The organism is Halorarum salinum (assembly GCF_013402875.1).
GTDB lineage: Archaea > Halobacteriota > Halobacteria > Halobacteriales > Haloferacaceae > Halorarum > Halorarum salinum.
Genome location: NZ_CP058579.1, coordinates 2,742,826 through 2,755,137, shown reverse-complemented (window position 1 = coordinate 2,755,137; position 12,312 = coordinate 2,742,826). Strand labels below are relative to the sequence as shown.

At 70.0% G+C, this 12,312-nt stretch carries 11 protein-coding genes; 6 read left to right on the top strand and 5 right to left on the bottom strand.

The genetic code is table 11. The features are described 5' to 3' along the window. The first annotated feature begins 79 nt into the window (after nucleotides 1-79). Nucleotides 80-2,323 (top strand): tRNA(Met) cytidine acetyltransferase TmcA, encoded by a 2,244-nt coding sequence (gene tmcA / locus HUG12_RS13645; protein WP_179269299.1) that lies wholly within the window; start codon nucleotides 80-82, stop codon nucleotides 2,321-2,323. Nucleotides 2,324-2,394: 71 nt separating this feature from the next. Beyond that, nucleotides 2,395-2,892 (top strand): DUF456 family protein, encoded by a 498-nt coding sequence (locus tag HUG12_RS13640; RefSeq protein ID WP_179269298.1) that lies wholly within the window; start codon nucleotides 2,395-2,397, stop codon nucleotides 2,890-2,892. A 185-nt stretch (nucleotides 2,893-3,077) separates the two neighbouring features. Here the strand turns inward: HUG12_RS13640 and HUG12_RS13635 are convergent, their stop codons facing one another. Together HUG12_RS13635 and moaA are read right to left on the bottom strand one after the other, a co-directional pair. Then, entirely contained in the window at nucleotides 3,078-3,467 is a 390-nt protein-coding gene (locus tag HUG12_RS13635; RefSeq protein ID WP_179269297.1) for a hotdog domain-containing protein, read from the bottom strand. A 72-nt stretch (nucleotides 3,468-3,539) separates the two neighbouring features. Then, nucleotides 3,540-4,508 carry a GTP 3',8-cyclase MoaA gene (gene moaA, locus HUG12_RS13630; protein WP_179269296.1) on the bottom strand — a complete coding sequence of 323 codons (969 nt, stop codon included), beginning with the start codon at nucleotides 4,506-4,508 and terminating at the stop codon, nucleotides 3,540-3,542. Nucleotides 4,509-4,656: 148 nt separating this feature from the next. On the opposite strand from moaA, the gene HUG12_RS13625 reads away from it, so the two are divergent. From HUG12_RS13625 to tuf, 3 genes are all read left to right on the top strand, one after another. Continuing rightward, the gene (locus HUG12_RS13625; protein WP_179269295.1) at nucleotides 4,657-5,727 is read left to right on the top strand and encodes an Mrp/NBP35 family ATP-binding protein; all 1,071 of its coding nucleotides are present in this window, start codon (nucleotides 4,657-4,659) and stop codon (nucleotides 5,725-5,727) included. A 73-nt stretch (nucleotides 5,728-5,800) separates the two neighbouring features. Then, nucleotides 5,801-6,115, top strand: coding sequence for a hypothetical protein (locus tag HUG12_RS13620; protein WP_179269294.1), 315 nt, complete (start codon nucleotides 5,801-5,803; stop codon nucleotides 6,113-6,115). Nucleotides 6,116-6,257: 142 nt separating this feature from the next. Next, the gene (gene tuf / locus HUG12_RS13615) at nucleotides 6,258-7,529 is read left to right on the top strand and encodes a translation elongation factor EF-1 subunit alpha (RefSeq protein WP_179269293.1); all 1,272 of its coding nucleotides are present in this window, start codon (nucleotides 6,258-6,260) and stop codon (nucleotides 7,527-7,529) included. A 366-nt stretch (nucleotides 7,530-7,895) separates the two neighbouring features. Here tuf and HUG12_RS13610 read toward each other — a convergent pair whose 3' ends face one another. Both HUG12_RS13610 and HUG12_RS13605 read right to left on the bottom strand, forming a co-directional pair. Beyond that, nucleotides 7,896-10,157: a CDC48 family AAA ATPase gene (locus HUG12_RS13610; protein ID WP_179269292.1), complete on the bottom strand. Its 2,262-nt coding sequence runs from the start codon at nucleotides 10,155-10,157 to the stop codon at nucleotides 7,896-7,898. Continuing rightward, entirely contained in the window at nucleotides 10,154-10,402 is a 249-nt protein-coding gene (locus tag HUG12_RS13605; RefSeq protein WP_179269291.1) for a DUF7127 family protein, read from the bottom strand. The genes HUG12_RS13610 and HUG12_RS13605 overlap by 4 nt, the downstream gene beginning before the upstream one ends. A gap of 153 nt (nucleotides 10,403-10,555) precedes the next feature. Here HUG12_RS13605 and HUG12_RS13600 point away from each other — a divergent pair, with 153 nt between their 5' ends. Continuing rightward, the gene (locus HUG12_RS13600) at nucleotides 10,556-11,326 is read left to right on the top strand and encodes an alpha/beta fold hydrolase (RefSeq protein WP_179269290.1); all 771 of its coding nucleotides are present in this window, start codon (nucleotides 10,556-10,558) and stop codon (nucleotides 11,324-11,326) included. Between the two features lie 169 nt (nucleotides 11,327-11,495). Here the strand turns inward: HUG12_RS13600 and panB are convergent, their stop codons facing one another. Beyond that, nucleotides 11,496-12,308: a 3-methyl-2-oxobutanoate hydroxymethyltransferase gene (gene panB, locus HUG12_RS13595; protein ID WP_179269289.1), complete on the bottom strand. Its 813-nt coding sequence runs from the start codon at nucleotides 12,306-12,308 to the stop codon at nucleotides 11,496-11,498. Nucleotides 12,309-12,312: the final 4 nt, after the last annotated feature.

Below are 12,312 nucleotides of genomic sequence, written 5' to 3'. Positions count from 1 at the left end.
TCCGGTCGTCGGCGGGAATCGACCCTCGCCGTCGCCGCGGACGGAAAGAACCATCCGCTCGAACCGACTACGGGCGAGCATGCCGTTCCGGGACGCCGTGGTCGCCCTCCTGGAGGAGGCTCGGGAGACCGACCAGCGACGGCTCCTCGTCGTCCACGGCGACCGGGACTCGTGTCTCGACGCCGCCTACGACGCCCTCGACGCGGCCGCGGTCGACGCCGAGGACGCCACGCTGCTCACCACCCGCGAGGGGTTAAGGTACGACCGCCTGCGGCCGAAGCACGCCGATCGCCTCCTGGGAACCACCAGGGACGCCGTCGTCCTCGACGCCTTCGAGGAGTTCTCCGCGAACGCCGTCGGCCAGTCGGTCGGCGCGGTCGACGGCGGCGGGCTCTACGTCCTGCTCGCGCCGCCGCTCGGGGAGTGGTCGGACCGCCGCGACGACTTCGACGAGTCGCTCGCCGTCCCGCCGTTCACCGTGGCGGACGTGACGGGACGGTTCCGGACCCGACTCGTTCGGACGCTCCGGCGACACCCCGGCGTCGCCGTCTACGACGCGGACGCCGGCGTACTGGAACGCGACGGGTTGACGGACGGGAGCGCGCCTCGACAGTCGCCGGAACCGACCGTGCCCGCGAAGCACGCCTTCGCCGAATCGGCCTACGCGTCGTGTCTCACCCGGGACCAGTCGCGCGCCGTGCGGGCGCTCGAGCGGCTCCGTCACCCCGGGAACGCCGTCGTACTGGAGGCCGACAGGGGCCGGGGGAAATCGAGCGCCGCCGGCCTCGCCGCCGGGGCGCTCGCCCTGGAGGGGCGCGACGTGCTCGTCACCGCGGCGGACGCCCGGGGCACGGACGCCCTGTTCGACCGGGCACGGGAACTGCTGGAGGGGGAGGACGCGCTCGACGGCGCGGACGACGGCTCGCTCGAATCGACCGCCGGCGGTCGCGTCGGGTACGAATCCCCGGCGGACGCCGCGGCGGTCGCGGCCGAGGCCGACGTCGTCGTGGTGGACGAGGCGGCCGCGCTGCCGGTCCGACTGCTCGAACGGTTCCTCGCGGCGTCCGCGGTCGCGTTCGTCACGACGGTCCACGGCTACGAGGGGGCCGGACGCGGGTTCTCGGTCCGGTTTCGGGACCGGTTACGGGAGGCCGACCGCGACGTGCGGGAGGTCCGGCTCGAGGACCCCATCCGCTACGCGGCCGGCGACCCGGTCGAGGCGTGGGCGTTCCACGCGCTCATGCTCGACGCGCGCCCGGCGGTCGCTGACGCGGTCGCAGACGCGACGCCCGAGTCGACGCGCTATCGCGTCGTCGACGCGGGGGAACTGGCCGACGACGAGCGCCAGCTTGGCGAGGCGTTCGGCCTGCTCGTGCTCGCGCACTACCGGACCGAACCCGACGACCTCGCAAGGCTGCTCGACGCCCCGAACCTCTCGCTCCGAGCGCTCGCCCACGAGGGGCACGTCGTCTCGGTCGCGCTGCTCGCGCGCGAGGGCGGGCTCGACGCGGACACCCGGGCGTCGATGTACGAGGGAGCACGCGTCCGGGGGAACATGATCCCCGACGTGTTGACCAGCCAACTTCGGGACGAGGACGCGGCGGAGCCGGTCGGCTACCGGGTGATGCGCATCGCCACCCACCACGCGGTCCGCGACGAGGGGCTCGGGTCGCGACTGCTCGAGGAGGTCCACAGGGAACTCTGCGATCGGGCGGACTACTTCGGCACGGGGTTCGGCGCGACGCCGGAGCTCCTCCGGTTCTGGCGGCGGAACGGCTACCGGACCGTCCACCTCGCGACGACGCGCAACGACGCCAGCGGCGAGCACTCGGCGGTGATGCTCGGGCCGACGAGCCGGGCCGGCCGCGAACTCCACGACCGGAACGCCGCGCGGTTCCGTGACCGCGTGGGCGACGCGCTCTCGGACGCGCTGCGCGACGTTGACCCGGACGTGATCCGGGGGGCGCTCCGGGCCTGCGAGGCGGACCCCGAGCCCCTGCTCGACCTCTCGGAGTACGAGTGGCGCGTCGTGGTCGGCGCCTCGTTCGGCCCCGGCGCGTACGGCGCGGCCCCGCGACCGTTCCGACGGCTCGCGCTCGCACATCTCCTCGAGGGGTCCGCCGGCCTCTCCGCCAGGGAGGAACGGCTGCTCGTCGGGAAGGTGTTGCAGGCCCGCCCCTGGGAGTCGGTGGCCGACGAACTGGGGTTCGTCTCCACCCGACAGTGCATGCGCGCGCTCGGGGGCGCCTACCGGTCGCTCGTCGGGGAGTACGGCACCGCCGTCGCCCGCGAGGAGCGGGCCCGCTTCGAGCAGCACGACTGACGGGGACGCGACGGCTGCGGTCGACCTTCCGGACCCGGGAACTTCTTCGACCCCCGGCGCCTCGAACGTCCATGGTCGACCCAGTCACGGCGCTTTCGACCCTGCTCCTCGTCGCGGCCGTCGCGGGGAGCGTCCTCCCCCTCGTCCCCGCGGGGGTGACGGCGCTCGCCGGCGTCTACCTCCACCACTTCCTCGGCCCCTCGGAGGCGGGCGGCGCGATCGACCCCCTGCTCCTCGCAGGCTTCACCCTCGTCGGCGTCACGACGGCCCTCGTCGAGCACTTCGGCGGCGCAATCGCCGCGAAGGCCGGCGGCGCGGAGACGGGGACGGTCCTCCTCGCGGGGGTCGCGTCGCTCCTGCTGTTCCTCTTCCTGGGGCCGCTCGGCGCGATTCTCGGGCTGGTCGGCGTCGTCGCGGCGGCGGAGCTCCGGGCCGGAAAGGAGCCACGCGAGGCCGCCGTCGCGTCGGCGTGGACGGTCGCGGGGCTGCTCGCCTCCGCGGTCGCGCAGTTCCTCCTCACGCTCTCGATGCTCGTCGGGTTCGTCGCGTTCGTCCTGGTGCCCGGCTGAGTCCGGTTCCCGACCGCGCCCCGTACTCGACGGAATCGCTGCAGGGAACCGGAACCGCCCGTCGCATTCCGCGGAGTCGGCCTCCGAGCCGGGACCGTACCGCACGTCGGAGAGATCCGCGCGGGCCTGCCGGGCGAGCTGGTCACACGACTGCCTCCGGCGCGTGTACCGCGTCGGCGGGGCGCTCAGGCGAACACGACGCCGTCGAACTCGCCCGTGAGGACGACCTCGCCCGCTCCGTCGTGGCACTCGATGCTCGCATCGAGATCCGCGCGCCCGTCGCCGCGCTCGACGCTCTCTACGGTCACCTCACAGGCGACCCGCTCGCCGGTGTACACCGGCCGGTGGAACTCGAAGGTCATGGTCCGGGCGAGCACGTCGAGGTCGCCGCCGATCTTCGTCGGGAGCGTGGCGGTGAGCAGGCCGTGGACGACGACTCGGCCGTCCTCGTCGGGTTCCTCGTGGTGGTCGCCGCGGTCCCCGGAGAGGTCCGCGAACCGTTCCACCTCACCGCGGGTGAACGTGCGCTCGTGGCGGACGACGGTGCCGGGCTCCGGGAGGTCGGCCGGATCCATGGGGTCGCATCGGTCGGGCGGCAAAAGAGGGTACGGGTCGGGGACCGACGGTGAGGGACGGGTCGCGGCCGGCTACGCGCCGATGTACTTCTCGTCGACCTCGTACTCGCCGCGGTCGTTCTCGACGAGGTACTCCCCGTAGTAGGGGACGCGGTTCGCGACGACCTCGCGGAACGCCTCGCGGATCTCCGGTTTCGTCATCTCGCCCATCGAACGGAGGTCGTCGTTGCGGTTCAGACAGCCCTTCAGGTAGCCCTCGTGGGTGACGCGGACGCGCCCGCAGTTCGCGCAGAACGTCTCGTTCTCGACCGGATCGACGATCTCGACCATCCCGCCGTCGACGAAGTAGCGCTTCCGGTCGTGCATCTCGCGGTGCTCGACGCGGTCCGCGATGTCGGCGAGCCAGTCGTGAACCCTCCCGATGTCGATGTTCCACTCGGGCCTGCCGGTCAGCTCCGGCATGTACTCGATGAGCTGGAGCTGGAGCCCGTCGTTTTCCGCGACGTGCTCGACCATCCCCTCGACGTAGCCGGCGGTGTGCTCGAACACGACCATGTTCAGCTTCACCGGCGCGAGTCCCGCGTCGAGGGCCGCCTCGACGCCCTCCATCACCCGCTCGTAGGCGCCGGACTTGGTGATCTCCGCGAACGCGTCGGGGTCGAGCGCGTCCTGTGAGACGTTCACGCGGTCGAGGCCGGCGTCCACGAGCCCCTCCGCTCGCCCGGGCAGGAACGTGCCGTTCGTCGTCATCGACGTCTCCATCGAGTCGGGCGTCCGGCGGACGATCTCCTCCAGGTCGTCGCGCAGCATCGGCTCGCCGCCCGTGAACTTCACCGAGTCGACGCCGAACTCGGCGGCGACCTCCAGGAAGCGCACGACGTCGTCGGCGGACATCTCGTCGTCCTGGGGGTCCATCGGACCGCGCGTGTCGCCGAGCCCCTCGTTGTGACAGTAGACGCAGTCGAAGTTACACCGGTCCGTCAGCGAGACCCGTACCCCCGTCACCTCCCTCCCGAACTCGTCCGCGAGCGGCGTCGGCATATGGTCGAGGGTTCGTGCGTGCGTACTTGAATCTGTGGCCGATACGGGGGTTGATGTAACCGGATGTGGTTGCTTCACGGCGGTGGAGGGGAACTCATCGGGGTGACCGGTCAAAACCCTTATTCGGCGTCCTCGCGGACCCACGGGCATGGACGAATCCACGGTCCGCGAGCGCCTCGCGGCCGTCGAGGACCCGGACCTCGGCGACGACGTCGTCTCGCTGGGGCTGGTGAACGCGATCGACGTCGACGACGACGCGGGGGTCGTTCGCGTGTCGCTCGCGCTGGGCGCGCCGTACTCCCCCCACGAGACGCGAATCGCCGAGCGGGTGCGCGAGGAACTCTCGGACCTCGAGTACGACGTCGACCTCTCGGCGTCCGTCCCCTCGGACCTCTCGGGGGACGAGCAGGTGCTCCCCGGCGTGAAGAACGTGATCGCCGTCGCCTCGGGGAAGGGCGGCGTCGGCAAGTCGACCGTGGCGGTGAACCTCGCGGCCGGGCTCTCGGAACTGGGCGCACGCGTCGGCCTGTTCGACGCCGACGTGTACGGGCCGAACGTGCCCCGGATGGTCGACGCCGACGAGGCGCCGCGCGCGACCGGCGAGGAGACGATCGTTCCGCCGGAGAAGTACGGCATGCGGCTGATGAGCATGGCGTTCCTCGTGGGCGAGGACGACCCGGTCATCTGGCGGGGACCGATGGTCCACAAGGTGCTCACCCAGCTCGTCGAGGACGTCGAGTGGGGCGAACTCGACTACATGGTGCTCGATCTCCCCCCGGGCACCGGGGACACCCAGCTCACCATCCTCCAGACGCTCCCGCTCACCGGCGCCGTCATCGTCACCACCCCGGAGGACGTGGCGCTCGACGACGCGAACAAGGGGCTGCGGATGTTCGGCAAGCACGACACGAACGTGCTCGGCATCGTCGAGAACATGAGCGGCTTCGTCTGCCCGGACTGCGGCAGCGAACACGACGTGTTCGGCAAGGGCGGCGGCAAGGCGTTCGCCGCGGACAACGACCTCCCGTTCCTCGGCGGCGTCCCGCTCGACCCGGACGTCAGGAAGGGCGGCGATGGCGGAAAGCCGATCGTGCTCCGCGAGGACTCCGACACCGCCGACGCGTTCAGGCTGGTCACCGAGAACGTCGCGAACAACGTCGGCATCGTGCAGCGCCGGAAGGCGAGCCAGCGCGCCGCCTCGGGTCCGCCCAGCCAGTAAGCTCCCTTCCGTTCCGGCCGCCTTCCGCCCCGATTCAGCAAGCGCTTAGGCGCCGGGCGGAGACGGACGACTCATGACCGACGCGGGTTCCGGTTCGGACGCCGAGGACGACGACCTCCCCCCCGAGTCACGGGACGAGGAGGAGGACTGGGCGCTCGCACCCGACTCGGACGCCGAGTTCACCCCCGACGAGCGCCGCCGGGAGTTCGTCCGCCAACTCGCGGAGGACGTTCGGGGCGAGTCCAGCGAGTCGAAACAGCTCTCGGCGATCCTCTACCGCGTCTCGGACCTGTACGACCCCGACGAGGACACCTCGCCCGAGGAGATCTACCTGAACGTGCGGCGGATCATGCAGATCAAGGAGCGCGGCGGGTTGAAGCGGGAGTAGCGTCGGCGACGCGAGCCGACTACGGGTCGACGGGACGACAGGTCGTTCAGGGTCGGACTGACTCGGTCGGCCACCGTCCGCGTCGACGGGGACGTGTGTGCATCCCCACCACTATAGTACGTTCCGGCCCTATCACTAGCGTATGAGCCAAGACAAACCCCACCAGAACCTGGCCATCATCGGCCACGTCGACCACGGGAAGTCCACGCTCGTGGGTCGCCTCCTCTTCGAGACCGGGAGCGTCCCCGAGCACGTCATCGAGCAGCACCGAGAGGAGGCCGAGGAGAAGGGCAAGGGCGGCTTCGAGTTCGCCTACGTCATGGACAACCTGGCCGAGGAGCGCGAGCGCGGCGTCACCATCGACATCGCCCACCAGGAGTTCGACACGGACACGTACTACTTCACCATCGTCGACACGCCCGGGCACCGCGACTTCGTGAAGAACATGATCACGGGCGCCTCCCAGGCAGATCACGCGGTGCTCGTCGTCGCGGCCGACGACGGCGTCGCCCCCCAGACCCGCGAGCACGTCTTCCTCGCCCGCACGCTCGGCATCAACGAACTCATCGTCGCCGTCAACAAGATGGACCTCGTCGACTACTCGCAGGACACCTACGACGAGGTCGTCGGCGAAGTCAGGGAGCTCCTCGATCAGGTCCGCTTCGACACGGAGGACGCCGAGTTCATTCCGGTGTCCGCGTTCAAGGGCGACAACGTCGCCGAGCGGTCCGAGAACACCCCCTGGTACGACGGCAACGTCCTCCTCGAGGCGCTGAACGACCTACCGGAACCGTCGCCGCCGACGGACGCGCCGCTCCGCCTGCCGATCCAGGACGTCTACACCATCTCGGGCATCGGGACGGTGCCGGTCGGCCGCGTCGAGACGGGGACGCTCAACACGGGCGACAACGTCAATTTCCAGCCCAGCGACGTGGGCGGGGAAGTGAAGACCATCGAGATGCACCACGAGGAGGTCGACTACGCGGGCCCGGGCGACAACGTCGGGTTCAACGTCCGCGGCATCGGCAAGGACGACATCCGCCGCGGCGACGTCTGCGGCCCCGCCGACGACCCGCCGACGGTCGCCGAGACGTTCCAGGCCCAGATCGTCGTGATGCAACATCCGTCCGTGATCACGGCGGGTTACACGCCGGTGTTCCACGCCCACACCGCGCAGGTCGCGTGTACGATCGAGTCGCTCGACCAGAAGCTCGACCCCGCCTCGGGCGAGGTCGCCGAGGAGAACCCGGACTTCATCAAGTCCGGCGACGCCGCGGTCGTCACCATCCGCCCGCAGAAGCCGCTCAGCATCGAACCGTCGAGCGAGATCCCGGAACTCGGCAGCTTCGCCATCCGCGACATGGGTCAGACCATCGCGGCCGGCAAGGTGCTCAGCGTGAACGAGCGAACCTGAGGGGGTGGCGTCGGTACGCGACGGCGGTCGGGAACTGGGGTCGAACGGGCGACCGCCGACCACGTCGTATCGGCGCGATCCGCTACACGCCGCCGTAACTGCTCCCGAAGTCGTCGGCGAGCGACCGGATATGGCGTTCTCGAACGGCAGAACGGCTGTAGCCCCCGGTGGATTCGTACCGAGGACGACCCGATCGACCGACGTACGGACACGCCGTCGAACGGGAGAAGCGCTACGGAACCGAAAAACGGGAGAGCCGGGCAACCGGTCGAGAGCGACGACCGGAAGGCCCGAACGAGCGTTTCGTCGGCCCAATTCAGGGAGGTTCCCCGTCGGAGGCCCGGGCCGGGGCTCCGACGACGGGGGTTACTGGAAGGTCCGCCCGAGTTCGTCCCCCTCGCGCTCCCCGGTGTCGGCCTGCTGGAACCGCTTCTCGATGTCCTGGTAGCGCTCGCGCACCTCGGCGGTGACCGAGGGGCTCACCTCCTCGAGCGCGTCCTCGAAGTGGTCCATCGTCACGCGGACGTTGCCGACGGACTCCGTGACCTCCTCGCGGGTCACCGACTCGATGAACTCGCGGGAGGCGTTCATCGACGCCTCGCGGCAGACCGCCTCGATGTCGGCGCCGACGTAGCCGTCCGTCCGGCGGGCCAGCGAGTCGAGGTCGACGTCGTCGGCGAGCGGTTTGTGCTCGGTGTGGACCTCGAAGATGGCCCGACGCGCATCCTCGTCCGGCACCGGCACGTGGACGTGGCGGTCCAGCCGGCCGGGACGCAGCAGCGCCGGGTCGATGAGGTCGGGCCGGTTCGTCGTCGCGATGACGACCACGTCCTCAAGCGTCTCCAGCCCGTCGAGTTCGGTCAGGAGCTGTGAGACGACGCGCTCGGAGACGCCCGAGTCGCCCGTGTTGCGGCCGCGCTCGGTCGCGATGGAGTCGATCTCGTCGAAGAACACGATCGTCGGGGCGTTCTCGCGCGCCTTGCTGAACACCTCGCGGACGCCCTTCTCGGACTCGCCCACGAACTTGTTGAGCAGTTCGGGCCCCTTGATCGAGATGAAGTTCGAGTCGGACTCGTTCGCGATGGCCTTCGCGAGCATGGTCTTGCCGGTCCCCGGCGGGCCGTACATCATGACGCCCTTGGCCGACTGCATGTCCATCGCCTCGAACACTTCGGGATACTCGAGGGGCCACTGGATCGTCTCGCGGAGCCGTTCCTTCGTGTCCTCGAGCCCGCCGACGTCCCCCCACGTGACGTCGGGGATCTCGACGAACACCTCCCGGAGCGCGGAGGGCTCGATTCCCTTCATCGCCTCCTTCACGTCCGACTCGCGCACCTCGATGGAGTCGAGCACCTCGGCGTCGATCTCCTCGGCGTCGAGGTCGAGTTGCGGGCGGATGCGCCGGAGGGCGTTCATGCCGGCCTCCTTGGCCAGCGACTCGAGGTCCGCGCCGACGAACCCGTGGGTGGACTCGGCGTACTCGTCGAGGTCGATGTCCTCCACGAGCGGCATGTTCCGGGTGTGGACCTGGAGGATCTCCTTGCGGCCGTCCCGGTCCGGGACGCCGATCTCGATCTCGCGGTCGAAGCGGCCGCCCCGCCGGAGCGCGGGGTCGATGGCGTCCACGCGGTTCGTGGCGCCGATGACGACGACCTCGCCGCGCTCCTCGAGCCCGTCCATCAGCGAGAGCAACTGGGCCACGACGCGGCGCTCCACGTCGCCGCCGGCCTCCTCGCGCTTGGGCGCGATCGAGTCGAGTTCGTCCATGAAGATGATCGCGGGGGCGTTCTCGGAGGCCTCCTCGAACACCTCCCGGAGCTGCTCCTCGGACTCCCCGTAGTACTTCGACATGATCTCGGGGCCCGACAGGGTCGTGAAGTGCGCGTCGATCTCGTTGGCGACGGCCTTCGCGATGAGCGTCTTCCCGGTGCCGGGCGGGCCGTGCAGGAGCACCCCCTTCGGGGGCTCGATGCCGAGCCGCTTGAACAGCTCCGGGTGGCGCATCGGGAGCTCGATCATCTCCCGGACCTGCTCGAGTTCGTCGTCGAGTCCGCCGATGTCCTCGTAGGTGACGTCGGGCGACTCCGCGCCGCCCGCCGCCGCCGTCTCGGTGATCTCCTCGGCCGGCTTCTCGGAGATGTCGACCTCGGTCGAGTCGGTGATGACGACCGTCCCCGAGGGCTGGGTCGAGGCGATCTTCAGGGGGACCGCCTGCGAGCCGCCGCCCATGAGCCCCAGCCCGAGCGGGAACCGGATGGTCTGGCCCTGCGTCACGGGCTGGCCCGAGAGCTTGTCTCGGATGATGGAGCCGACGTTGCCGCGGATGCCGAACTGCTGGGGGAGCGCGATGGTGATGCGCTCGGCCGGTTCGACGTCGGCCGCCTCGACCTCCACCCGGTCGTCGATGCCGACTCCGGCCTCCTGCCGGAGCTGGCCGTCGATGCGCACGACGCCGGTGTCGTCGTCCTCGGGGTAGCCGGGCCACACCCGCGCGATGGCGGTCGAGTCGCCCTGGATGCGGATGTAGTCCCCGCCCGCGAGGTCGAGTTCATCGGCCGCGACGCGGTCTATGGCGGCGAGGCGCCGTCCGGCGTCCTTCTGTTTCAGCGGTTTGACTGTGAGCTTCATTGGCTGATCCTGATGGTGAGTACGCCGTTCTGCGTGTCAACGTTTGCGGCCGGTCCGGGAAGTTCGAGTTCGAACTCCTCCTCCCCGCCGTCCCGCTCCACGACGACGATGGCCGTCCCGTCGACCGTGTCGACGGTCACCGCGTCCTCGTCCGCGTCGACGTCGGCTGCGACGACGGTCTCGTCGTCGTAGTCGTATCGACGGACGAACCGCTCCGTTCGGCCGGTGTGTTGGGGCTGGTTCATTAGTGGTCCTAACCCCAAGTAATGCGCTACAGTATATAAAACTTCCGTGTGTTAATCGCGGTACGGTAGCCGTTTTACCGATCTTGCGGTCGTGTTGCGGTTCACAGTCCAGCGTCCCCTCCCATTTATGCCGTCGCCGTCGAGACACCCCGTATGGACGGAGTGACACACCACGGACGGCGGACGGCCTACCGCGTCTCCGACCGCGGGGGTGACGGGCCGGGGCTCCTCTGCATTCACGGGAGCGGTGGCGCCGCGGGCGTCTGGAAGTCCCAGTCCAGGCTGGCCGGGCGGGCGCCCGTCGTCGCTCTCGAACTCAGCGGCCACGGCGAGAGCGACGACGTGAACGCCACGGGCGGCCCCGACGCCCTCGAGGCGTACACCGACGACGTCGTCGCGGTCGCCGAGGAGACCGGGGCGAGCGTGCTCGTCGGCAACTCGCTGGGCGGGGCGGTCGCGACGTGGACCGCGCTGGAGCGGGACCTCGACCTGGACGGGCTGGTGCTCGCGGGCACCGGCGCCAAACTGACCGTGCTCGATGACCTGCTGGCCTGGCTCGCGGACGACTTCGACAGGGCGGTGGAGTTCCTCCACGCCGACGACAGGCTGTTCCACGACCCGGACGGCCGCTACGTCGAACTCTCGAAGGAGGCGATGTACGACGCCGGCAGGGCCGTCACCGAGCGCGACTTCCGCACGTGCCACGCGTTCGACGTGCGGAACAGGCTCGGCGAACTCGACTCACCCGCCCTCGCGATCGTTGGCGAACACGACCAGCTGACGCCGGTCCGGTATCACGAGTACCTCGCCGAACACGTGCCCGACTGCGAACTGGCGGTCGTCCAGGACGCCGCCCACCTCACGATGCTCGAGGCGCCCGACGCGTTCAACGACGAACTGGAGTCGTTCCTCGACCGTCTCTGAAGCGGGAGAACGCGTCCACGACGAGGGTTCAAATAGGGCAACGCGGCCACACCCGTCGTGACCTGACCTCCGGCCCGGAGCGGCACGCGGTCGCGCGGTTCACCGCTCCGGGATCGCCGGTCCTCGAATCGAGATCCCTCGAACTGCCGGCCCTCGAACCGCCCGTCCGCTAGTAGACGTCCTCCACGTCGTCCTCGACGTGGCTGTGCTCCTCGGCCGGGAACTCCCCCGCCTCGACCCCCTCCCTGAACGCCGAGATCGCCCGCTCCATCTCGCCGTGCACGTCGCCGAACTGCTTCGAGAACGGCGGCGACCAGTCGTCCATCCCGAGCACGTCGGTGATGACGAGCACCTGCCCGTCCGTCTCCGGGCCCGCGCCGATGCCGATCGTCGGGACGGAGAGCGCTTCCGTCACCTGCCTGGCCAGGTTCGACGGCACGTGTTCGAGCACGAGCGAGAACGCACCCGCCTCCTGGTGCTCCCGCGCGAGGTCGACGATGGTCTCCGCGGCGTCCCGTTCGGTCCCCTGCCGCTGGTAGCCGCCGAGCTGGTTCACGTGCTGTGGGGTGAGCCCCAGGTGAGCCATGACCGGGATGCCGACGTCGGTGAGCCGCCGGGTCAGCTCGACCGTGTGCGGGCCGCTCTCGATCTTCACGGCGTCCGCGTCCGCCTCCTTCAGCATCCGGCCGGCGTTCTCGACGCTCTCGGCCCCGTCGACGCCGAACGAGAGGAACGGCATGTCCGCGACGACGAGCGCGTCCTCGGTCGCGCGAGCGACGGCGCCGGTTCGGCTCATCACCTCCTCCATCGTGACCGGCAGGGTCGAGTCGTAGCCGAGAACGGCGTTCCCCATGCTGTCGCCCACGAGTATCACGTCGATGCCGGCCTCGTCGACGATGGCGGCCGTCGGCGCGTCGTACGCGGTGAGCATCGTGATCGGCTCCTCGCCCGCCTTCTCACCGAGACTCCGTGTCGTGGTCATGGGG

Excerpts from the sequence above, each read along its gene's own strand:
- HUG12_RS13610 (WP_179269292.1), bottom strand. The coding sequence starts at position 10,157 with ATGAAGCTCACAGTCAAACCGCTGAAACAGAAGGACGCCGGACGGCGC.
- tuf (WP_179269293.1), top strand. The coding sequence starts at position 6,258 with ATGAGCCAAGACAAACCCCACCAGAACCTGGCCATCATCGGCCACGTC.
- HUG12_RS13620 (WP_179269294.1), top strand. The coding sequence starts at position 5,801 with ATGACCGACGCGGGTTCCGGTTCGGACGCCGAGGACGACGACCTCCCC.
- moaA (WP_179269296.1), bottom strand. The coding sequence starts at position 4,508 with ATGCCGACGCCGCTCGCGGACGAGTTCGGGAGGGAGGTGACGGGGGTA.
- HUG12_RS13640 (WP_179269298.1), top strand. The coding sequence starts at position 2,395 with ATGGTCGACCCAGTCACGGCGCTTTCGACCCTGCTCCTCGTCGCGGCC.
- HUG12_RS13625 (WP_179269295.1), top strand. The coding sequence starts at position 4,657 with ATGGACGAATCCACGGTCCGCGAGCGCCTCGCGGCCGTCGAGGACCCG.
- HUG12_RS13635 (WP_179269297.1), bottom strand. The coding sequence starts at position 3,467 with ATGGATCCGGCCGACCTCCCGGAGCCCGGCACCGTCGTCCGCCACGAG.
- tmcA (WP_179269299.1), top strand. The coding sequence starts at position 80 with ATGCCGTTCCGGGACGCCGTGGTCGCCCTCCTGGAGGAGGCTCGGGAG.
- HUG12_RS13600 (WP_179269290.1), top strand. The coding sequence starts at position 10,556 with ATGGACGGAGTGACACACCACGGACGGCGGACGGCCTACCGCGTCTCC.
- panB (WP_179269289.1), bottom strand. The coding sequence starts at position 12,308 with ATGACCACGACACGGAGTCTCGGTGAGAAGGCGGGCGAGGAGCCGATC.
- HUG12_RS13605 (WP_179269291.1), bottom strand. The coding sequence starts at position 10,402 with ATGAACCAGCCCCAACACACCGGCCGAACGGAGCGGTTCGTCCGTCGA.